General features: G+C 74.0%; 18 protein-coding genes and 1 pseudogene. 10 read left to right on the forward strand and 9 right to left on the reverse strand.

The window, feature by feature from the left end; genetic code table 11:
- The first annotated feature begins 27 nt into the window (after positions 1-27).
- A complete protein-coding gene (locus H297_RS0132955; protein ID WP_027740510.1) occupies positions 28-966 on the forward strand; it encodes a hypothetical protein in 939 nt (312 codons plus the stop codon).
- Positions 967-1,100: 134 nt separating this feature from the next.
- Here H297_RS0132955 and H297_RS0132960 read toward each other — a convergent pair whose 3' ends face one another.
- Positions 1,101-1,367: a GlsB/YeaQ/YmgE family stress response membrane protein gene (locus tag H297_RS0132960; protein WP_027740511.1), complete on the reverse strand. Its 267-nt coding sequence runs from the start codon at positions 1,365-1,367 to the stop codon at positions 1,101-1,103.
- A gap of 175 nt (positions 1,368-1,542) precedes the next feature.
- Here H297_RS0132960 and H297_RS0132965 point away from each other — a divergent pair, with 175 nt between their 5' ends.
- The gene (locus tag H297_RS0132965; RefSeq protein WP_027740512.1) at positions 1,543-1,905 is read left to right on the forward strand and encodes a metalloregulator ArsR/SmtB family transcription factor; all 363 of its coding nucleotides are present in this window, start codon (positions 1,543-1,545) and stop codon (positions 1,903-1,905) included.
- Positions 1,898-4,912 carry an HAD-IC family P-type ATPase gene (locus H297_RS42425; protein WP_051352395.1) on the forward strand — a complete coding sequence of 1,005 codons (3,015 nt, stop codon included), beginning with the start codon at positions 1,898-1,900 and terminating at the stop codon, positions 4,910-4,912. The genes H297_RS0132965 and H297_RS42425 overlap by 8 nt, the downstream gene beginning before the upstream one ends.
- 39 nt (positions 4,913-4,951) lie before the next feature.
- Here H297_RS42425 and tatA read toward each other — a convergent pair whose 3' ends face one another.
- Positions 4,952-5,173 (reverse strand): Sec-independent protein translocase subunit TatA, encoded by a 222-nt coding sequence (gene tatA, locus H297_RS44785; RefSeq protein WP_037795922.1) that lies wholly within the window; start codon positions 5,171-5,173, stop codon positions 4,952-4,954.
- 136 nt (positions 5,174-5,309) lie between these two features.
- Here tatA and H297_RS0132980 point away from each other — a divergent pair, with 136 nt between their 5' ends.
- Positions 5,310-6,416: a sulfite oxidase gene (locus tag H297_RS0132980; protein ID WP_027740513.1), complete on the forward strand. Its 1,107-nt coding sequence runs from the start codon at positions 5,310-5,312 to the stop codon at positions 6,414-6,416.
- A gap of 51 nt (positions 6,417-6,467) precedes the next feature.
- Here the strand turns inward: H297_RS0132980 and H297_RS0132985 are convergent, their stop codons facing one another.
- Positions 6,468-7,571 carry a LacI family DNA-binding transcriptional regulator gene (locus H297_RS0132985; RefSeq protein ID WP_027740514.1) on the reverse strand — a complete coding sequence of 368 codons (1,104 nt, stop codon included), beginning with the start codon at positions 7,569-7,571 and terminating at the stop codon, positions 6,468-6,470.
- Positions 7,572-7,837: 266 nt separating this feature from the next.
- Here H297_RS0132985 and H297_RS0132990 point away from each other — a divergent pair, with 266 nt between their 5' ends.
- The 4 genes from H297_RS0132990 (at position 7,838) to H297_RS39920 (ending at position 12,271) form a co-directional block, all read left to right on the forward strand.
- Entirely contained in the window at positions 7,838-8,989 is a 1,152-nt protein-coding gene (locus tag H297_RS0132990) for a Gfo/Idh/MocA family protein (protein ID WP_027740515.1), read from the forward strand.
- Between the two features lie 41 nt (positions 8,990-9,030).
- Positions 9,031-10,194, forward strand: a complete 1,164-nt coding sequence (locus H297_RS0132995; protein ID WP_037795943.1) for a dihydrodipicolinate synthase family protein — start codon at positions 9,031-9,033, stop codon at positions 10,192-10,194.
- Positions 10,191-11,045 carry a sugar phosphate isomerase/epimerase family protein gene (locus H297_RS0133000; protein ID WP_027740517.1) on the forward strand — a complete coding sequence of 285 codons (855 nt, stop codon included), beginning with the start codon at positions 10,191-10,193 and terminating at the stop codon, positions 11,043-11,045. Before H297_RS0132995 ends, H297_RS0133000 begins: the two co-directional genes overlap by 4 nt.
- Before the next feature lie 77 nt (positions 11,046-11,122).
- The gene (locus H297_RS39920; protein WP_486589777.1) at positions 11,123-12,271 is read left to right on the forward strand and encodes a methyltransferase; all 1,149 of its coding nucleotides are present in this window, start codon (positions 11,123-11,125) and stop codon (positions 12,269-12,271) included.
- Positions 12,272-12,347: 76 nt separating this feature from the next.
- Here the strand turns inward: H297_RS39920 and H297_RS0133010 are convergent, their stop codons facing one another.
- The 3 genes and pseudogenes from H297_RS0133010 to H297_RS0133020 form a co-directional block, all read right to left on the reverse strand.
- Positions 12,348-13,163 carry an SAM-dependent methyltransferase gene (locus tag H297_RS0133010; RefSeq protein ID WP_027740518.1) on the reverse strand — a complete coding sequence of 272 codons (816 nt, stop codon included), beginning with the start codon at positions 13,161-13,163 and terminating at the stop codon, positions 12,348-12,350.
- 60 nt (positions 13,164-13,223) lie between these two features.
- Positions 13,224-14,123, reverse strand: a pseudogene (locus H297_RS39925) (DUF3626 domain-containing protein).
- Between the two features lie 150 nt (positions 14,124-14,273).
- Positions 14,274-14,489, reverse strand: a complete 216-nt coding sequence (locus H297_RS0133020; RefSeq protein ID WP_027740519.1) for an EF-hand domain-containing protein — start codon at positions 14,487-14,489, stop codon at positions 14,274-14,276.
- Positions 14,490-14,693: 204 nt separating this feature from the next.
- On the opposite strand from H297_RS0133020, the gene H297_RS0133025 reads away from it, so the two are divergent.
- A complete protein-coding gene (locus H297_RS0133025) occupies positions 14,694-15,140 on the forward strand; it encodes a nitroreductase family deazaflavin-dependent oxidoreductase (protein ID WP_027740520.1) in 447 nt (148 codons plus the stop codon).
- A 68-nt stretch (positions 15,141-15,208) separates the two neighbouring features.
- Positions 15,209-15,856, forward strand: a complete 648-nt coding sequence (locus H297_RS0133030) for an HD domain-containing protein (RefSeq protein ID WP_027740521.1) — start codon at positions 15,209-15,211, stop codon at positions 15,854-15,856.
- A gap of 113 nt (positions 15,857-15,969) precedes the next feature.
- On the opposite strand, the gene H297_RS0133035 is transcribed toward H297_RS0133030, so the two are convergent.
- The 3 genes from H297_RS0133035 to H297_RS0133045 all read right to left on the reverse strand — a co-directional run bounded on the left by H297_RS0133035 (position 15,970) and on the right by H297_RS0133045 (position 20,130).
- Positions 15,970-17,109, reverse strand: coding sequence for an aminotransferase class V-fold PLP-dependent enzyme (locus H297_RS0133035; protein WP_027740522.1), 1,140 nt, complete (start codon positions 17,107-17,109; stop codon positions 15,970-15,972).
- 97 nt (positions 17,110-17,206) lie between these two features.
- Positions 17,207-19,294, reverse strand: coding sequence for a SpoIIE family protein phosphatase (locus tag H297_RS0133040; protein ID WP_027740523.1), 2,088 nt, complete (start codon positions 19,292-19,294; stop codon positions 17,207-17,209).
- A 158-nt stretch (positions 19,295-19,452) separates the two neighbouring features.
- Positions 19,453-20,130, reverse strand: coding sequence for a hypothetical protein (locus tag H297_RS0133045; RefSeq protein ID WP_027740524.1), 678 nt, complete (start codon positions 20,128-20,130; stop codon positions 19,453-19,455).
- Between the last annotated feature and the right edge of the window lie 34 nt (positions 20,131-20,164).

Below are 20,164 nucleotides of genomic sequence, written 5' to 3' on the forward strand. Positions count from 1 at the left end.
GCCCGCGGACGCTCGGAAGGAAGAGTAATGGGAGCTGCACCGGACGGGAGCGGGACCTGCCCCTCCCTCCGGGCCGAGGACCGCACGGAGTTCGCACGCGTGGTGGACGAGGCCCTGCGCTCCGAGTTCTTCGGCCGCGAACTGCGAGAGGCTCCCGACGGGACCGCTGAGCGCCTGCGGCGCTGGGCGCACGCGTCCGCCGACGAACTGGCCGGAGCCGCCGCGGCGGAGTACCGCGCCCTGCTCCGGGCCCGCGCGGGCGGACCCGGTGGGGGAGGGGCGCCCTCCGGCTCCCCGGGGAGGATCTCCGTCTCACCGAAGCGGTCGTCCGGTTCAACGGCGCAACCTTCCGGCTCCGCGGCGCCGGCTTCCGGCGCGCGGCGGGAGAGGCACCGGATCCGCGGGGGCGGCCTGTTGGCCGCGCTGGCGATCCTCGTGCCACTGGTAGCGACCGCTGCTGCGGTGATCTTCCTGGTGCTCGGATACGTGCTGATGCTGCTGGACACGCAGCGGGAAGTGGGCGCTTCTCTCGTGGTGACCGGGTGGTCGGGCGCGGCGATCGCGGCGGTGACCGGCGCTCTGGGCCTGGGCAAGCTGGTGCTCACGGCACGTCGGCACTCCAGGTCAGGGGTCTTGCGGCCGGGCCGCCGGGCGGCGAGTGGGCGGCGCGCGGTGGAGACGGCCCACGAGGCCTGGCGCACGGCGCTGCGGGAGCGCGCGGTGCTGCCGTACCTCCGGGAACGGCTGCCGGAGGCGAGCCGGGCGGACCCGTCACAGCCCACTGCGGCCGACCCCGACCCCGCTCCCTCCGGGCCCCGCTTCGACGGCCCCGCCTGGGGCAGCCCCGACTTCGCAAGCCCTGACTACGGCAGTTACGAGTACGAGAGCCCCGACTTCGCAAGCCCTGACTACGACAGTCCCGGCTTCGGGAACTCCGAGCCCGACGGGCCCGGACGTGGGCGGTGAGACCGCCTATGTGCCTCCGCCCGGTGCGCCGGGTCCCGTGTGCCGCGCCCGGCGCGCCCTGTGCCCGGTGCGGGTCGCCTGCCGGGCGCCCGGCGTACCCCGCGGTCCGGCGGGGCCGTACGCCGGGCAGGCGCTCAGTCGCGCGAGTGGCCGAAGAGGAGGCGGTAGGCGACCAGCAGGACGAGCGAACCGCCGATGGCCGCGCCCCAGGTGGGCAGGTCGAAGAACTCCTTCGTGATGGGCCGGTCCAGGAACTTCGCCGAGATCCACCCGCCGACGAACGCCCCGGCCACGCCGATGAGCGCGGTGCCGATCACGCCTCCCGGGTCCCGTCCCGGCAGCAGAACCTTGGCTATGGTCCCCGCCAGCAGACCGAGAATGATCCAGCTCACGATGCCCATCGATTGACTCCTCCTGTTCCGCCGGTACGGGCGCACCGGCACACAGGAAGACGCCGGACAGGGCGACAGGGTTCCATACTTGCGCAACTGAACAGATGAGCTCTGCGGCAGCAAGGGCCGTGCCGGGCCCGCCTAGACTGTGGCCAGGCGACACGGCGGGGACGGGAGTGGAACGGTGGCATCGCAGGCGAGCGGTCGCACGGACCCGTCCCCCGAAGTGCTCGCCGAGGCCGCCGCGGTCTTCGGCCTGCTGGCCTCACCCTCCCGGATGCACATCGTCTGGGCCCTCTCCCAGGGGGAGTGCGACGTCACCCACCTCGCGGAGCGCGTCGGCGGCACCCTTCCGGCAGTGAGCCAGCACCTGGCGAAGCTGAAGCTGGCCGGACTGGTGCGCTCGCGGCGTGAAGGGCGCCGGCAGGTGTACCTGGTCGACGATCCCGCCGTCGTCGCCGTGGTGCACGAGATGGTGCGGCAACTGTCCGCCGACGGAACCGGATCGCGGCGGACGGCGCCGCGGCTGAGCCGCTACGGTGCCTGAGACGGCACGCGGCTCCCACGTCCGGAAAGGGCCGCTGGACGAGCGCGCCGACGCGGCGTACCGGACCGGGGGTGCCGGACTCGCGGCGTACGCCCCGCTGACGGCGCTGCGGAAGCTGGAGACGGGGCCCCGCGGGCTCACCGAGCAGGAGGCCGAGGAGCGGCTGGCGCGGTACGGCGAGAACGCCCCGCCCGCCTGGCGCACCCCGTCACCTGTGCGGCGCCTCACCCATGGGGCGCGCGACCCGTTCACCGGCGTCCTGCTGTGCCTGGCGCTGGTCTCCACTGCTGTCGGGTCGCTGGGAACGGCCGCGGTGATCGCGGCGCTGGTGGCCGTCAGTTGTGCGCTGCGGGCGGGCGGCGAGCTGCGCGCGGACCGCTCGGTGGCGGACCTCCGGTCCCTGGTCGCCGGCACGGTCACCGTCCTGCGGCGTCGCGACGCGGATGCCGCACGCCCCGGTGCGCGCGAGATCCCGGTCGGTGACCTGGTTCCCGGAGACGTGATCGCACTCGGCCCCGGCGACCTGGTGCCCGCCGACGTGCTGTTGCTGCGCTCCACCGGCCTGGTCGTTCAACAGGCGCCGCTCACCGGGGAGTCGCGGCCCCTTCCCAAACGGCGAGCAGGCGCCTGGGCGGGTCCGGGAGCGGCGGGCCTCCGGCCGGCCGGTGATACCGCGCTCTTCGAGCAGCCCCACATATGCTTCGTGGGGAGCAGCGTGGTCGCCGGCGGCGGCACCGCGGTGGTGGTCGCCACGGGCGCGGGGACCAGACTGGCGGCCGGGCAGGAACACGCCCGCCCCGCCTGCGGGACCTTCGACCGTTCCGTGCGGAGCGTCGCCTGGACCCTCGTACGGTGCATGCTGCTGGTGCCGCCGCTCGCCTTCGCGGCGGACGCCGTCGTCGGCGGGCACGGCGTGGCGATCCTGCCCTTCGCCGTGGCGGTCGCCGTCAGCCTCACGCCCGAGATGCTGCCCGTGGTCAGAACCGTCGTCCTGGCTCGCTCCGCCGCCGCGCTCGCCCACGAGCGGCGGGTGATCGTCCGTCGGCTGTCCGCCCTGCACGATCTGGGGGCCATGGACGTCCTGTGCCTCGACAAGACCGGCACCCTGACGGAGGACCGCCCGGTCGTCGACCGGGCCCTGGGACCCGACGGGTCCGGGGATCCCGCGGTGCTGCACTGGGCTGCGCTCAACGCCCTCTGGACGCTCCAGTTGGCGGAGAACCCGGTGCCCGACGCGCTGGACGAGGCCGTCCTGGACGCCGTCGCCGACGGTCCCGGGCCGCGGATGTCGCCCACGAAGCGGGGCCCGGGCACCGGCCGGAGCGCGGCCGTCGACTTCGAGGCGTACGAAGGGGTGGCCGCGGTCCCCTTCGACCCGGCCAGGCGGCTGTCCGTCGCAGTCGTCCGGGACCCACGCCGCACGGGGGTGCACACGCTCGTGGTCAAGGGCGCGGTGGACGCCGTACTGGAACGCTGCGCGCTGACCGACGAGGACCGCGCCGTGCTGGGCGCCCGGGCCGCGCGGTACGCCGCCGACGGGCTGCGCCTGCTCGCCGTGGCCACTGCCGAGCGCCACGCGCCTGTCGGTGCAGCCGGGGCCGGCGGCGCCGCGGACGCGCGCGGGCTCACCTTCGTGGGCACGGTGTTGCTGCGGGACACCCCGGCCGAAGGAGCCCGCGAGGCCCTCCGCGTGCTCCGCGCACAAGGGGTCGGCGTCAAGATCCTCACCGGCGATCACCCCGGCACCGCGGCCCGCACCTGCCGCGCGCTCGGCCTCGACCCGAACCCCGCCGTCCCCGGCGCCGGATGCCCCGCGTCCGCCACCGATCGCGCCGAGTCCGCCGGTGGTGGCGACAAGGGGAACACCGGCGCCGCGGAAGTCGGTACCGGCGCCACCGCAGGGAGCCCTCGCGTCCCCGCAGGGCACGCAGGTGCTGCCACGGGGAACAGCGGGACCGGTGACCTCACCGGTGCGGCGGCTGCCGGCGAGGACGGTTCGGACACAGGGGCTGTCCCCGCGTCCGCCGGTGCGGACGGCGGCGTCGCGGGCGACCACGGGGACCGGGTCCTCACGGCCGACCGCATCGACGCGCTGTGCGACGACGCTCTCGCCGAGGCGGCCGAGCGTGCCACGCTGTTCGCAGAGTGCACCCCGCACCACAAGGCCCGCGTCGTCGCCGCGCTGCGGGCCGCGGGCCGGACCACCGGTTTCCTTGGCGACGGCCTCAACGACGTGGCGGCGCTGCGGGCCGCCGACGTGGCGCTGTGTCCGCGTGAGGCGGTCGCCACCGTGCGCCAGAGCGCCGATGTGGTGTTCGCCGAGCGGCCCTTCGCGGCGCTGGAGGACACGCTGGCCGCCGGGCGGCGCAGCGGCGCCTCGCTCACCGCGTACCTGCGGGTGACGCTGTCCTCCAACGCCGGCAACGCGTTGGCGATGCTCGCCGCGGCGCTGCTGTTCCCCTTCGTGCCGATGCTCCCGGCGCAGGTACTGGTGCAGAACCTGTTCTTCGACGCGGCCCAGCTCGCCTTCGCCTTCGACCACCGCGCCGGTACGCCCGCGGGGCCCACGGCGTTGCGGCCGAGGCGGATGCTGCGGTTCGCCCTGGTCTTCGGGGCATTGAACGCGGCGGCCGACCTGGCGACCTTCGCGGTCCTCGCCGCCACCGTGCCGGGCGCGGCCGGCGAGGCCGGGCAGGCCCTCTTCCACGCCGGATGGTTCACCGAGAACCTGCTGACCCAGGCGATGGTCATGGTGCTGCTGCGCACCGGGACGGCCCCGCGGTGGCCGCGGGGCCGGTGGCCAGGGTTCCGCGGGCCGGTCATGGCGTCCGCACTCCTGCTGGCGGCCACGGGGATCGTGCTGCCCCTCACCGCTCTCGGGGCCGCCCTGGGGATGGTCCCCGCGCTGACACCGCTGTCCTACGCGCTGCTCGCGCTCGTTCTCGCCGGGTACGGCGCCGTGCTGACGGTGGCCATGAGGCGGTACGCCCGGCACGCCCGCCCGTAGGGAAGGGGCCTGCCGCGGGGCCGGGGCCGACCTGTTCCGTCAGGTCCGTTCCTCCGCGGCCGGCTGCTCCGCGACGGGTGCGGGAGGGCCTGCCGTGCCGGGGGAGTCGTCACGCATGGCCCGGGTCTCGCTCTTGAGGATCCGCAGGGATCTGCCCAGGGCCCGCGCCGTGTCGGGCAGCTTCTTGGAGCCGAAGACGAGCAGCACCACCAGTGCTACGACCAACAGATGCCAGGGTTCCACCCCGTTGCGCAGGAACACCGCACTTTCTCCTTCCTCCGTTGAGTTGCTGCATTGCGCAACTTTACAACCCGGTGAGCGGCGCCCGCACGGCGCATCCGGGCGGTGGAACGCCGCGCCGCGCTCCCACGAGGAGCGGTGGGGTATCCCTCGCCGCATGACGCAGTGGGGCAAGAGGGACGACATGGTGGTGCACGAACGCGAGCCGTACAACGCGGAACCACCCCGCCGGGCGCTCGCCGAGGCGGGTGGGACCACGCCGCTGGACGCCTTCTACGTCCGCAACCACGGCCCCGTACCCGTCCCCGAACGCCTCCCCGATGCCGCGGCGTGGCGGTTGACGGTGGACGGACTCGTCGCGCAGCCGCAGCAGTTGTCGCTCGCCGACCTGCGTGACCGCTTCGCCGAGACGGAAGTGGTCGCGACCCTGCAGTGTGCCGGAAACCGGCGTGCCGGTCTGGCGGAGGTCCGGGACATCCCCGGCGAGGACCCCTGGGGTCCGGGTGCGACCTCCACCGCCTCCTGGACCGGGGTCCGTCTGGCGGACGTCCTGGCCGAAGCGGGGCTGCGCCCGCAGGCCGCGCACATCGCGTTCGCGGCGCCGGACGTCTCCCGCATCGCCGATCCGCCGCAGCCCTACGGGGGTTCCGTGCCGGTCGGCAAGGCGTGCTCGCCGGAGGTGCTGCTGGCCTGGGCGATGAACGGCGAGCCGCTGCCCGCGGTGCACGGGGCGCCGCTGCGGGCGGTGGTGCCCGGCTGGATCGGCGCCCGCAGCGTCAAGTGGCTCCAGTGCGTCACGGCCCGGCCGCAGCCGTCCGACAACTACTTCCAGACCACGGCCTACCGGATCCTGCCCCCCGAGGCGGACCCTGCCACGGCGCCGCCCCACGAGGGCATCCGCCTGGGTCCGATCGCCCTGAACTGCGACATCCTCCGGCCCGGCCCCGGCGACTCGCCCCTGCCCACCGGTCCTACGGACATCACCGGGTACGCCCTGGCCGGAGACGGCCGCACGGTCGCCCGCGTCGACGTCTCCCTCGACGACGGCCGCACCTGGACCCAGGCCCGCCTCGATCCGCAGCCCGGCCCCTGGACCTGGCGACGGTGGCGGACCGTCCTCGATCTGCCGCCGGGCACCGTCCGCCTCACCGCCCGCGCCTGGGACTCCACCGGCGCCGCCCAGCCCGAGTCCCCGGCTCACCTGTGGAACCCCAAGGGGTACGGCAACAACTCCTGGGCCCGCGTCCGGCTGCACTGCCGGTGAACGCCGACGGGCCGGTACGCGGCGGCGAGGGGCGCGAGCCGAGCGCCGAGGCTAGCGGCTCGTGTCGCGGGGCGGTGCCGTGGAGGAACGGACCATCAGGTCGGCCCGCACCGTGGCGACGCCGCCCGGGGGCGCTGCCTCGCGGTCCAGGGCGAGGCGTCCGGCGCGGGCACCGGCCTCGTGCAGCGGGAGCCGGACGGTGGTCAGCGCGGGGGCGGCGTCGGCGGCGAAGGGCAGGTCGTCGAAGCCCGCGACGGAGACGTCCTCGGGGATGCGCAGCCCGCGGTCGCGCAGTGCCGCGCAGACACCGAGGGCCACGGTGTCGTTGGCGGCCAGCACGGCCGTCAGACCGGGTTCCCTGCGCAGCAGTTCGTGCGCACCGTCGTAGCCGGCGGGCCGGTCGTAGGCGCCGCCGTACACGATGAGGCGCTCGGCCTCGGCCTGCGCGCCTGGGGCGTCCTGGGCCAGGGCCAGCCGGTGTCCCTCCAGCCGGTGCCGCGTCGTGGAGCGGTCCGCGGGGCCCGCCACGTATCCGATCCGGCGGTGGCCGAGCGCGAGCAGGTGGGCGGTGAGACGCCGGCTGCCGCCCCGGTTGTCGAAGGCGAGCGTGATCGGCTCCGACTGCGGTCCCTGGCCGGGGTCGTCGGTGGCGCCCGGAGGTGGGAGGGGCGGTCTGCCGCAGAGCACGACGCGGGTGCCGCCGACGGCGAGGTGCCGCAGTCGTCCGGCGAGCGCGGCACTGTGCTCGGCGTCCTCGACCGCGCTGCCGGTCAGCACGACGGCAGCGGCCCGCTGACGCCGGAGCAGGGTGAGGTATGTCAGTTCGCGCCGGGGACTGCCGCCGGTGTTGCACACGACGGCGAGCTTCTGGCCCGCGCCCGCCGGGCCGTCACCGCCCATCTGGCTCTGCACGGCGCTGGCGAGGATGCCGAAGAACGGGTCGGCCACGTCGTTGACCAGGATGCCGACCAGGTCGGAGCTGGCCGCCGCCAGGGCGCTCGCGGGGCCGTTGACGACGTACTGCAACTCCTCCACGGCACGCAGCACCCGGGTGCGTGTCGCACCGGCCACCGGGTAGTTGCCGTTCAGCACGCGGGAGACGGTGGCCGAGGACACCCCCGCCCGTGCGGCCACATCGGCCAGGGTCACCGTCATCGCATCCTCCGTCCCTTCGCGGGCGCAATGGTCTCATCCCCGGAGGGCGGGCCCGCACCGACCACTACGGGGCCTCCGCCGGAGCCGCACCACAAGCGCTATCCCCGCCTTCGTCCGCTCCTCAGCTGGGGCATCGGCCCGCGTACCCCACCCTTGTGGGCCGTGCTCGTGGCAGGTTAGCGTGACCGTCGGGAAAGCGCTTTCTACGGCCGTGTGCGCACCACGGGACCGAGCGCCGCGAGAACCGAGAGGGAGAGAAGGACCACGTGACAGTCAGGACCGTACGGATCGCCATGAACGGCGTGACGGGACGCATGGGATACCGGCAGCACCTCGTCCGCTCGATCCTCGCCCTCCGCGAGCAGGGCGGCCTCGATCTGGGTGACGGCACGGTGCTCATGCCGCAGCCCGTGCTGGTCGGGCGGCGCGAACACGCACTCCGAGCCCTCGCCCGGCAGCACGGGCTGGAGGAGTGGAGCACCGATCTCGACGCGGTCCTCGCCGACCCCTCGGTCGACATCTACTTCGACTCCCAGGTCACCTCTGCCCGCGAGGAGGCGCTGCACAAGGCCATCGCCGCGGGCAAGCACCTCTACACCGAGAAGCCGACCGCCACCGGCCTGGACGGCGCCCTGGAGCTGGCGCGGCTGGCCCGCGACGCCGGGGTCAGGCACGGCGTCGTGCAGGACAAGCTCTTCCTGCCGGGGCTGCTCAAGCTCAAGCGGCTCGTCGACGGCGGCTTCTTCGGCCGGATCCTGTCGGTGCGCGGCGAGTTCGGCTACTGGGTCTTCGAGGGGGACTGGCAGGAGGCGCAGCGCCCCTCGTGGAACTACCGCGCGGAGGACGGCGGCGGGATCGTCGTGGACATGTTCCCGCACTGGGAGTACGTGCTGCACAACCTGTTCGGCCGGGTGACCGCCGTCCAGGCGCGGGCCACCACGCACCTCACGCAGCGGTGGGACGAGAACGGCGAACCCTACCGAGCCACCGCCGACGACGCCGCGTACGGCATCTTCGAGTTGGAGGGCGGTGCCCTCGCGCAGATCAACTCCTCCTGGGCGGTACGCGTCCACCGCGACGAACTGGTCGAGTTCCAGGTCGACGGCACCGAGGGCTCGGCCGTCGCCGGGCTGCGCCGCTGCCGGGCCCAGCACCGGTCGGCCACCCCGAAACCGGTGTGGAACCCGGACCTTCCGGCTACCGAGGTCTTCCGCGACCAGTGGCAGGAGGTCCCCGACAACCGCACCTTCGACAACGGGTTCAAGGCGCAGTGGGAGCTCTTCCTGCGGCACGTCGCACTGGGCGAGCCCTACGAGTGGGACCTGCTGGCCGGCGCCCGGGGTGTGCAACTGGCCGAGCTGGGGCTCAAGTCCTCCGCTGAGGGCCGCAGGCTCGACGTGCCGGAGCTGTCGCTGTGAGCGCGGCGCCCACCCCGAGCGGCGTCCCGGGCCCGCGCGCGATCCGGCTGCCGGCGGCCGGCGGGGCCCTGCGCAGCTACGTCCCCCGCGGCGAGCCCGCCCCCGGCGTCACCGGCAACGGAGGAGGGGCCGAGCTCGCCTCCCGCACGGTGTTCGCCGCGGCGCACGTCGTCGCGGACCCGTTCGCCGACACCCGTCCCGACGCCCCCGCGGTCCTCGACTGGGACGCCACTCTCGCCTTCCGCCGCCATCTGTGGGCGCACGGCCTGGGGGTGGCCGAGGCCATGGACACCGCCCAACGAGGGATGGGGCTCGACTGGGCCGGTGCCGCCGAGCTGATCGCTCGGTCGGCCGCCGAGGCGCGCGCGGTCGGCGGCCGTATCGCCTGCGGCGTGGGCACCGACCAGCTCACCGGCCCCGTAACCGGCCCGGCACAGGTGCGTGCGGCGTACGAGGAGCAGCTTGCCGTGGCCGAGCAGGCCGGGGCGCAGGCCGTCCTCATGGCGTCCCGTGCGCTGGCCGCCACCGCCCGCGGCCCCGAGGACTACCTGACCCTCTACGACCACCTGCTGCGTCAGGCCGCCGAGCCCGTCATCCTGCACTGGCTCGGCCCCATGTTCGACCCCGCGCTGGAGGGCTACTGGGGCAGCACCGACCTGGACACCGCCACCGAGACGTTCCTGCGCATCATCGCGGCCCACCCCGACAAGGTCGACGGGGTGAAGGTCTCCCTGCTCGACGCCGACCGCGAGGCAGCGCTGCGCCGCCGGCTGCCCGACGGAGTCCGCTGCTACACGGGCGACGACTTCCACTACCCCGAGTTGATCGCCGGGGACACGGCCGGATTCAGCCACGCGCTGCTCGGCATCTTCGACCCGCTCGCCCCGCTGGCCGCCGACGCCGTCCGTACTCTCGACGCCGGTGACACCGCGGGCTTCCGTGCCGCGCTCGACCCGACCGTGCCCCTCTCCCGGCACCTGTTCCAAGCGCCGACCCGCTTCTACAAGACCGGCGTCGTCCTCCTCGCCTGGCTGGCCGGACACCAGACGCACTTCACCCTGGTCGGCGGCCTCCAGTCGGCCCGCTCGCTGCCCCACCTGGCGCGGGCCTACGAACTCGCCGACGGCCTCGGCCTCTTCCCCGATCCCGACCTGGCACGGAGCCGTATGCAGCACCTCCTCGCCGTCCACGGAGTGCCCCAGTGACTACCACCGCGCCCGAGCTCGCCCGCCTGTCCCTCAACCAGGAGACCGTCAAGCAGCTCTCCCTGCCCGAACTCGCCGGGGCCTGCCGCACGGTGGGCGTCCGCCAGGTCGGACTGTGGCGAGAACCGGTGCAGCAGTACGGCGTCGAGGCGGCGGCCCGTCTCGTACGGGAAGCGGGCCTGACCGTCACCTCGCTGTGCCGCGGCGGGTTCCTCACCGCCACCGACCCGGCCGAACGCCGCCGCGCCCTGGACGACAACCGGGCCGCGCTCGACGAGGCAGCGGCGCTCGGCACCAACACGCTCGTCCTCGTCTCGGGCGGCCTGCCCGCCGGCAGCCGCGATCTGCACGGCGCACGCGAGCGGGTCGCGGACGCCGTCGCCGCGCTGTGCGACCACGCGGCACAGCGCGGCGTGCGCATGGCGATCGAACCGCTGCACCCGATGTTCGCCTCCGACCGGTGTGTGGTCTCCACCCTGACGCAGGCCCTCGACCTCGCCGAACGGTTCCCGGCCGAGCAGGTCGGCGTCGTCGTGGACACCTACCACCTGTGGTGGGACGACCAGGCGTCGGCGCAGATCGCCCGTGCGGGAGCGGGCGGCCGCATCGCCGCCTTCCAACTCGCCGACTGGGTCACTCCGTTGCCCGAAGGAGTGCTGCTGGGCCGGGGACAGCTCGGTGACGGCTGCGTCGATCTGCGGGGTCTGCGCGAACAGGTGGACGCCGCCGGCTACCGGGGCCCCGTCGAGGTCGAGATCTTCAACTCCGGCCTGTGGGCCCGCGACGGCACCGAGGTGCTGGCCGAGACCGCCGACCGGTACCTGCGCCACGTGTGGGGAAGCGGCGCATAGGGCGAGGCGAGCAGCGGTACGGAGGCCCGCGGTGGGGAAGGAAGTGTGCGCACCCCCCACCGCGACAGGAGGAATCCGTGGCCTTCAGCCCTGGCGTCCGCTCCGCCGCCAACGACCCGCTGGCTCCCACCGGTTCGCAGGCCGACGCCGTCACCGATCCGCAGACCGACACCGACACCGACACCGCCGCCCACGGCACCACGGAGGGGCCCGGCGGCGCCGACGTCCCGGGCCGCGGGTTCGCCGGCCCGCTGCGCGATCTGATGTACGGGCACATCCACGCCTCGGCCCTGCGCGCCGTGGTGGAGCACCGGATAGCCGACCTCCTCGCGGAGGGACCGCGCACCGCGGAGGACCTGGCCGGACGTTCCGGTACCCGCACCGAGCCCCTGCGCCGCGTGCTGCGCCTGCTCGCGGCGCGGGGGCTCTTCCACGAGGAGGAAGGGACCTTCGCCCTCACCGCGGAGGGCACCCCGCTGCGCACGGACGTGCCCGGCTCCCAGCACGCGCCGGTCCTGATGTTCACCGACGAGATGTTCCGGCTGGCCGCCGCCGGACTGCCCGAGACGCTGCGGACGGGCGAGCCGGGGTTCGACGCCGCCTTCGGCCGGCCCTTCTTCGCGCATCTGGCCGCCGCGCCCGAGCAGAGCAGCCTGTTCGACGCGGCGATGACCTCGCGGCCCGGCAGCGTGGACGAAGTCGTCGCCGCCGACTACCCGTTCCCCGCGCACGGCACGGTCGTCGACGTGGGCGGCGGCAGGGGCGGCCTGCTCCGGGAGGTCCTCAGCCGTTCGCCGGGGCTCACCGGGGTCCTCTTCGACCGCCCCGAGACGGTTGCCGCGCACGGTATGGACAGTGCCGGTCCGGTGGGCCGGTGGCGCGCCGAGGGCGGGGACTTCTTCGCGTCCGTGCCCCGGGGCGGAGATCTCTACGTGCTCAAGAACATCCTGCACGACTGGTCCGACGAGGACTGTCTGCGCATCCTCGCCACCGTCCGCGCGGCCGCCGCACCCGGCACCCGACTGCTGGTCGTCGACGCGGTGTTGCCCGCGGACGGCAGCCCGCACCCCGGCCACGAGCTGGACATCATCATGCTCATGATGCTGCGGGGACGGGAGCGCACCGCCGCCGAATTCGCAGGCCTGCTCGCCCGTTCCGGATTCCGGCTCGTGCGCACGCTGCCGACCAGGACCATCTCCTCCGTCGTCGAGGCGGAAGCGGTCTGACCGCCGGAGTGCCCGGACGAGGCGGTGCCCCTCGCGCGGAAGCGGCTGTGCTCAGGTCGCTCGGAAGCGGCTGTGCTCAGGCGGGCTTGCGGGCCACCGCGCCGTACATGGCGATGTCCGCGTCGCGGACCCGCTCGTCGTCCGGGTCCGGACGCCACTTGTGGACCTGCACCACGCCCGGATCGACCAGTTCGAGCCCGTCGAAGAACGCGGCGGCCTCGGCGTGCGTCCGCAGCTCCATCGGCATGCCCTCGGCCGCGTACCGCTCCGCGACGCGCCCCACCTCCTGCGGGGCGAAGTCGGCGGTGCCGACGGTCGCCGCCAGGTAGCTGCCCGCCGGCAGCGGATCGAGCAGCCGGCGGACCAGCCCGTGGTCGTCGTCCCCGCGGTGGATGAAGTGCAGCATCCCGATGACCAGCAGCGCCACCGGCTTGCTCGGATCCAGGGTGTCGCGGAACTCGGCGGAGCCGAGGATGGCTTCCGGGTCCCGCATGTCCGCCTCGATGTAGGTGGTGCGGCCCTCGGGCGTGCTGGTGAGCAGTGCCTGCGCGTAGTTGAGCACGATCGGGTCGTTGTCGACGTAGACGACCTTCGACTCCGGCGCCACGCCCTGGACGACCTCGTGCAGATTGGGCGAGGTCGGCAACCCGGTGCCGATGTCCAGGAACTGCCGCACGCCCCGCTCCTGCGCCAGGGCGCGGCTCGCCCGCAGCATGAACGCCCGGTTCGCCCGCATGTGCACCGGCAGCGCCGGCCAGACCTCCATCATCGCGTCCCCGGCCACGGTGTCGGCCTCGTAGTGGTTCTTGCCGCCCAGGATGTAGTCGTAGACCCGAGCCGAATGCGCAGTCCCCGTGTTCAGACGCTCCTGGCCTTCGTCCCCGATGTGCATGCGCCGCTCCACCACTTGGCCCCGGTGGTCCGCCGAGGCATCGAACTTGTTGCCGACACCCTACGATTCCCCGGTCGCCGACGCCGAACCGAACCGTGCCAGGCAGTGCCACACCTTCTTCAACGCCTGCGGGTCGTGCCGTCCGGTACGGGCGGCCTCGCCCAGCACCCACGGGTCGAGCCGGCCCTCCCGCGCGAGGCGCAGACCCAGCTCCACGCACGCCGGGCCACGGTAGTCGGGGTGACGGCGCAGCTCGTCCGTGCCGAGCCGGAAACCCCCGTGCCACTCCAGGCGGCAGGGCAGCCGCCGGGCCGCCGCCTCCACCTCCGTGCCCCGGAAACAGGGATCCAGGACGAGCGCCTCGACATCCTGGGAGAGGGTGACGCCTCCGTGCACCTGTGCCTCGACGTAGTCGTCCAGGTCGTCCAGGAGGTCCGCGTCGTCGGCCTCGGCCTGATCGACCAGCGCCATCCGGGAGGCGACGCCGAACGCGGACGGCGCGGCGGCACTGTCCGGCTAGCAGAACGTCGCCCGCCCCAGCGCCTCCACCGTCAGCCGGACATGTGCCGAGCCGAAGCGCGGGGCCGCGCCGCAGCGGCGGTGGCGATGGTTGGGCGCCCCGTAGACCGGGCGCTCGGCGGGCGGGGCCGCGTCGTACGCGCCGCCGAACATCAGGCTCTCCCACCGCCACCGGTCACTGCCCGGATACGCGGTCAGCCCGCCGTTGCCGGTTCCGGTGACGAACTGGGAGGAGTAGACACCCTCGCGCGCCAGCCGCTCCAGTACCGGCTCCCCGGCTACGAGCCGGTCGGGGTGGAAGTTGAGGGTCACCCGCACCTGGCGCCCCAGCGGTCCGCCCGCCGAGCGTCCGGCCACGTACCGCAACGCGCGCTGCTGGGACGGTCGCAGCAGTCCGGGAGCGCCGTGGGCCGGGCTGCTCCCGGCGTCGTCGGTGCTCATGGCCCCAGAATCCCGCCCGCCCCCGTGACCCCGCATCCGGATTACGGGGGGCGCCTTGCGGTGACCTGCCCGGGCCCGAGGAACGACTCGGGCGGTCGCCGCCGGCGACCGCCCGACCGGGACAAGCGGAGTGCGCGCAGACGCTCCGGGTCAGAGGTCCTTGGCCTTGTCGAAGAACTCCTCGAAGGTGAGGACGCCGTCGCCGTTGGCGTCGCGGGTCCTCACTATGGCCTCCGCCAGGCTCACGGTGTAGTGCCGGTCTCCCATCTCCACCATGGCCTGCTGGAACTCGACCGGGGTGACGTACCCGTCGCCGTTGCGGTCGAACTTGTCAAAGGTGTTGCGCGCGTCCTCGATACGGGCCACGAGAGTCTCATCCTCCGGGTGAACGAACTTCTCACGTGCCCGGCGGCACGTTCGCGGTCACGCTATCCCCTCCCGCCGGGGAGTCCGCGCCGCCCTGCACGTGTACGGCACCGCCGCCCGTGGTAATCCGAGAGGTGCCGGACGAAGACGACCCGGTGGCCGGAAGACAGCCGGTCCGCGAGCCGATGAGGGGACGTAGTCAGGATGCCGATCGAGGGTGAGTACGTACCGAGCCCGCAGCAGTGGGTGCGCGACCAGGTCGACCTGTACGAGAGCTCCGGAGGCACGGAGGGCACGACGATGCGCGGGATGCCCGTCGTCGTCCTCACCACACGCGGCTCCAAGAGCGGCAAGGTCCGCAAGACGCCGCTGATGCGGGTCGAGCACGACGGAAGGTACGCCGTGGTGGCCTCGCTGGGCGGGGCGCCCAAGCACCCCGTCTGGTACCACAACGTGGTCGCCGACCCGCGCGTCGAACTGCAGGACGGTCCCGTACGGCAGGACATGACCGCGCGTGAGGTCACCGGGGACGAGAAGGCCCAGTGGTGGAAGCGGGCCGTCGAGGCGTTCCCCGACTACGCGCAGTACCAGAGCAAGACCGACCGGGAGATCCCGGTCTTCGTCCTGGAACCCACCCCAGGCGGCCACTGACGACCGACGGCGGACCGGGGGCACCGGGGGAGCGCACGGCGGAGCAGGAGCAGGAGTCAAGGAGGCCGATGGACGAGCAGCACGACGGTCCGGCGGGCGTACGGGTGCCGGACTCCCGGCTGGCGGCCGAGGCCACCGAACTGGTCCGCGACACCACCGACGACCTGGTCTACGACCATTCCCGCCGGGTCTTCTTCTTCGGCAGCCTGCTGGCCCGCGCCCGCGGGATCAGCCACGATCCCGAACTGCTGTACGTCGCCGCCCTCTTCCACGACGTGGGACTCGGCGAGCCGTTCCAGCGCAGCGGCCGCCGCTTCGAAGTCGACAGCGCGGACGAGGCCCGCCGCTTCCTCGCGGCCCGCGGCGCCCCCGAGGACAGCATCCGCCGGGTGTGGACGGCGATCGCCCTGCACACCACACCCGGCATCCCGGAGTTCATGGAACCCGAGGTGGCGCTGGTGACGGCGGGCGTCGAGTACGACGTGCTCGGCTTCGGCTTCGACGAACTGACGGCGGACGACCGCGCGGCCGTCGTCGCCGTGCACCCGCGGCCGGCTTTCAAACAGAGCATCCTGCGGGCCTTCGCCAACGGCGTGGAGCACAAGCCGCAGACGACGTTCGGCAACGTGAAGGCCGATGTCCTGGCCCACTACGACCCGCACTTCCGTCGTGGCGACTTCGTCCGCACCGTCCTGGAGTCACCCTGGCCGGAGTGAGCCGGCACGCGGGCGCCCCACCGCCCCGGCGGCGGGGCGTGCCGTTGCTCGGGTACGGCGAAATCCGCAGCGACGCCCCGTGGCCCGGGGGGCTGCGTCCCTGCGCCACCCCCTCAGCGCGCCGCGCCGTCCCACGCGGCTTCGGCCGCCTCCGCGGCTGCGTCGGCCTCCGGCGCGCCGGTACCGCCGGCGCCGGGCACCGTCCGTACCGCCGCCGCCAGGGCGCGTACCGTGGCCAGGACCACCGCGCGGTCGGCGGCGCGCCCGTAGTGGTTGACGCGCAGCACGTCCTCGGCCAGAGCGCCGGCCGCGCCCTGCAGCGGGACCTGCGGATCGGCCCGCAGCGCGGCGGCCACCACCTCGCGCGCGTCCACTCCCTCACCGGTGCGCAGCGTCGTGGCCGCGGGCGCCGCGTCCTGGTCGCGCACCACGTAGGGGGCCAGCCCGGGCAGCTCCCGTGCCGCCGCCCGCAGCGCGGCGGATGCGGCCCGGTGCCGGGCGAAGGACGCCTCCAGGCTCTCCGCCTCGACGCGGTCGACGGCCTGCTCCAGCGCCAGCATCTCCAACTGCGCCGGTGCGTGCGGCAGAGCCGTACGGCCGCTGTCCAGCCACCGCTGCTTCCAGTCCAGCAGCGACAGGTACGAGCGGCGCGGTGCCTCCTCGTTCGCGGCGATCCGCTCCCAGGCCCGGGCGCTGACGGAGACGGCGGAGACACCGGCCGGACCCGCCAGGGCCTTCTGCCCGCCGATCACACACAGGTCCACGCCCCACTCGTCCGTCAGCAGCGGCTCGGCGCCCACCGACGCCACGGCGTCGAGCATCAGCAGGGCACCGTGTTCGCGCACCACGGCACCGATCTCGGCGACGGGGTTGGTGTTGCCCGTCGCGGCCTCGGCGTGCACGAGGCTCACCAGGCTGATCCGCGGGTTCTCCCGCAGCGCCGCGGCCACCTGCTCCGCGTCGACCGCCCCCGTGAACGGCGCGCTGAGGGTGACGACCTCGGCCCCGCAGTCGCGCAGCCACCCGCCGAAGGTCTCACCGTAGGGGCCGGTGATCACGTTCAGCGCCGTGCTGCCCGGCGCCGCGGCCGAGCGGATGCACGCCTCCAGCGGCAGCAGCGCCTCGCCTTGCATCGCCACCACGTCGCAGCGCGTCCGCAGCAGTGAGGCGATCTTGTCCTCGACGGCGGCGAAGTGCTCCGCGGTCAGCGGCGGGAGATCCAGCAGGGACAGGTGCTCGGGATTCGCAGTCACGGTCGCCTTCCAGCCATGACGGGCCGCATCCTGCCACGGCCCCGTTACCGCACGACCCTACGTCCGTACCCGCGCCGGTTCCTGACCGGCTCCCCGCTCAGTCCCGGGGGCTCGTGACCAGCAGCGCCACGTCGTCGTGGTTCTCCGGACGGCGCAGTGCCCGCAGCAGGCGGTCGCACGTCTCCTCCAGGGACTCCGCGGTGCCCGGTGCGCCCGGACGCAGCAGGTCCAGCAGCACCTCCAGCCGGTCCTCGATGTCGTCGTGCCGGGTCTCCACCAGGCCGTCGGTGTACAGCACGAGCCGGTCGCCCGGCTCCAGCGGAACGGTGACGGTGCCGTACGTTCCCACTCCCGTGCCCAGCGGCGCGCCCGTGGGCAGTTCGACCAACCGCGGCTCGCCGCCCGCCGGGACGAGGACGGGAGGCAGGTGACCGGCCGCCGAGATCCGGCACTCCCGGCGGGACGGATCGTGGACCGCGTACAGGCAGGTGGCGATGTACGGGTCGAGACCCAGGGTGATCTGGTCCAGGTGGCACAGCACGTCGGCCGGGTGCAGCGACAGCCGGGCGAGGGTCTGGGTCGCGGTGCGCAGGCGCCCCATGGTGGCGGCGGCGTTGATGCCGCTGCCCATCACGTCGCCGACCACCAGCGCGGTGGACTCCTGCCCCAGCTCCAGCACGTCGAACCAGTCGCCGCCGACCTCGCTGCGGGCGCCGGCCGGCTGGTAGCGGGAGGCGACCCGCAGCCGGGTGGGCGTCGCGGCCATGGTGGGCAGCATGCTGCGTTGCAGGGTGAGGGCGATGCTGCGCTGCTGGCGGTAGAGGCGGGCGTTGTCGATGCAGACGGCCGCGCGTCCGGCCAGCTCGCAGGCGAGCACGGTGTCGTCGCGGTCGAACGGCTTGGGGTTCCGGGTGCGCTTGAGGTCGAGCGCACCGAGGACTTCGCCGCGGGCGATGAGGGGGACGGTCAGGTAGGAGTGCAGACCGGCCCGCGCGAGCAGGGCCGCCGCCTGCTCGTCCTTGGCGATGCTCGGCAGGTCCTCGGCCCGCACCGCGGGCACGGCCACCGGCTCGGCTGTGGCGACGCAGCGGGTGACCAGCCGGTCAGCCCCGTAGCGGGCCACATGGCCGGGCGGGTCGGCCGCGTCGGCGGCGACGGTCGGGTAACCGGTGACCAGGGCGAGGGCGCGGAAGGTGGCCGTCTCCTCCTCGGGGATCCGCAGGGGCTGGTCCCGCACGGCGGCGTCCAGCACATCCACGGCCGCGATGTCGGCCAGATCGGGGACGGCGACCTCGGCCAGTTCACGGGCCGTCTGCTCCAGGTCGAGCGTGGTGCCGATGCGGACCGAGGCCTCCGCCAGATGGGAGAGGCGCTCCCGGGCCTGCTCGGCGTGCTGGGCCGCCCGGTGGCGCTCGGTGATGTCGGTGACGGACACGGACAACCCCAGCGGGCGGCCGCCGGCGTCGTCCAGCCGGTAGACGGACACCGACCAGGCGTGCCCCTGCCCCTGGGGGGTCTCTCCGCCGAGGACCTCGCGGTCGATGACGGGCTCCCCGGTCTCCAGGACCCGCCGCATCACCCGTTCGGCCTCCTTGGCCTGGCCCGGCGGAAGGACTTCGTGCACCGCGCGTCCCAGGTGCTCCTCGACCTCGACACCGTCCAGCTGGGTGAGGGTGGGGTTGACCGACACGTAGCGCAGCGCGGTGTCGATGACCGCGATACCCATCGGGGACTGCTGGACCAGACGGGCGGAGAAGGCCAGGTCCCGCTCGACCTCGCGCAGGGTGGCCTGGTCGGTGATCAGGCCGAGTGCGTAGCCGGCGCCCTGGTCGTCGTGCAGTCGCATGCTGCGGAACTCCAGGGGCTTGACCTCGCCGTTCCGGCACTTGACCGGGAAGGAACCGGCCCAGCTCGTCCCCTCCCGCATGACCTCGTCGAACAGCCGCAGCACCAGGTCGACATGCTCCTCGGGCACCAGCAGCGAGGCGGCGTGGTGTCCCAGCGCCTCCTGCGCCGAGTACCCGAACAGTTCTTCGGCCTGCGGGCTCCACAGCAGGATGCGCCCCTCGGCGTCCAGCACCACGGCACCGACAGCCAGTACGTCCAGCAGTCCGCCGGACGGGGCCGGGCTCACCCCTGGCGCGCCCTCGGCGTCGCCTGCGGTGGGCTCCTCGCGGTTCCTCACGACGACGGCTACCTTCCTGGCCGGGGCGTACTCTCCCATCCTCTCTCGCGGCCCGGCGGAGTGCTCCTCCAGCACCCACGAGGAATGCGATGCGCCGGCTCAGGATATGCGGCCGCCCGCCGCGGCGGACCCGGAACTGCCGAGGGTCCCGTCCCGCGTCACCGCACCTCGGCGCTGTCGAGGACGTCGTCGACGTCCCTGGCGCCCGCCCGGGTGCCGTCGGTGGTCAGGCCGAGCAGGAGGACCGTACGGTCGCTGTCCACCGTCAGGACCGTCATCCGCAGGCGTGCGGCCCCGCCCCGCCCCTGGTCCGGTACCCGCAGCACGACCGTGTGCGCCGGGTGGCCGCTGACCGTCGTGGCGCGGGTCCGGGCGAGGTGGGCGGTGCGGTCGGGGAAGAAGAGCTCCGCGTCGGAGCGGGCGGCGGCCTCCGTGTACGTACGCAGCTCGGACCCGGGCACCACCTGCCCCGACCGGCCGCTGATAACGCTGCTGCTGCCCTTCCCGCCGCCGGTCCCGCCGGCGATGCGCGAGGAGAACGCGTCGGTCGGGTCGCTGTCCTCGCCGCGGTCGCGCTCCCAGCCCGGGGGTATCGCGTAGGAGATCCCCGCCCTGGTGTCGCTCACCCGGGGCCGGCCCGCCAGCGGCGCGGCGTCGCGACCGTACAGCAGCCACCAGGAGACGGCGCCGCCCCCGGCGAGCGCCAGGAGCAGCGCCACCGCCAGGGCGAGGTGCACCGCTCGCCGTACGCCGGGTGGTGCCGGCGGGTACGGCGCGGGCACCGGGCCGGCACCGTGCGGCTGGTGCGGCTGCCCGGACAGCGGTGGCGTCGTCATGCGTTCAGCTTGCCCACCCGCCCCCGCTCTCATT

The sequence above is a fragment of the Streptomyces sp. CNT360 genome (assembly GCF_000424785.1).

Coding starts and splice junctions, on each gene's coding strand:
- H297_RS0132955 (WP_027740510.1), top strand. CDS start 28: ATGGGAGCTGCACCGGACGGGAGCGGGACCTGCCCCTCCCTCCGGGCC.
- H297_RS0132960 (WP_027740511.1), bottom strand. CDS start 1,367: ATGGGCATCGTGAGCTGGATCATTCTCGGTCTGCTGGCGGGGACCATA.
- H297_RS0132980 (WP_027740513.1), top strand. CDS start 5,310: ATGACGCAGTGGGGCAAGAGGGACGACATGGTGGTGCACGAACGCGAG.
- H297_RS0132985 (WP_027740514.1), bottom strand. CDS start 7,571: ATGACGGTGACCCTGGCCGATGTGGCCGCACGGGCGGGGGTGTCCTCG.
- H297_RS0133010 (WP_027740518.1), bottom strand. CDS start 13,163: ATGCACATCGGGGACGAAGGCCAGGAGCGTCTGAACACGGGGACTGCG.
- H297_RS0133025 (WP_027740520.1), top strand. CDS start 14,694: ATGCCGATCGAGGGTGAGTACGTACCGAGCCCGCAGCAGTGGGTGCGC.
- H297_RS0133030 (WP_027740521.1), top strand. CDS start 15,209: ATGGACGAGCAGCACGACGGTCCGGCGGGCGTACGGGTGCCGGACTCC.
- H297_RS0133045 (WP_027740524.1), bottom strand. CDS start 20,130: ATGACGACGCCACCGCTGTCCGGGCAGCCGCACCAGCCGCACGGTGCC.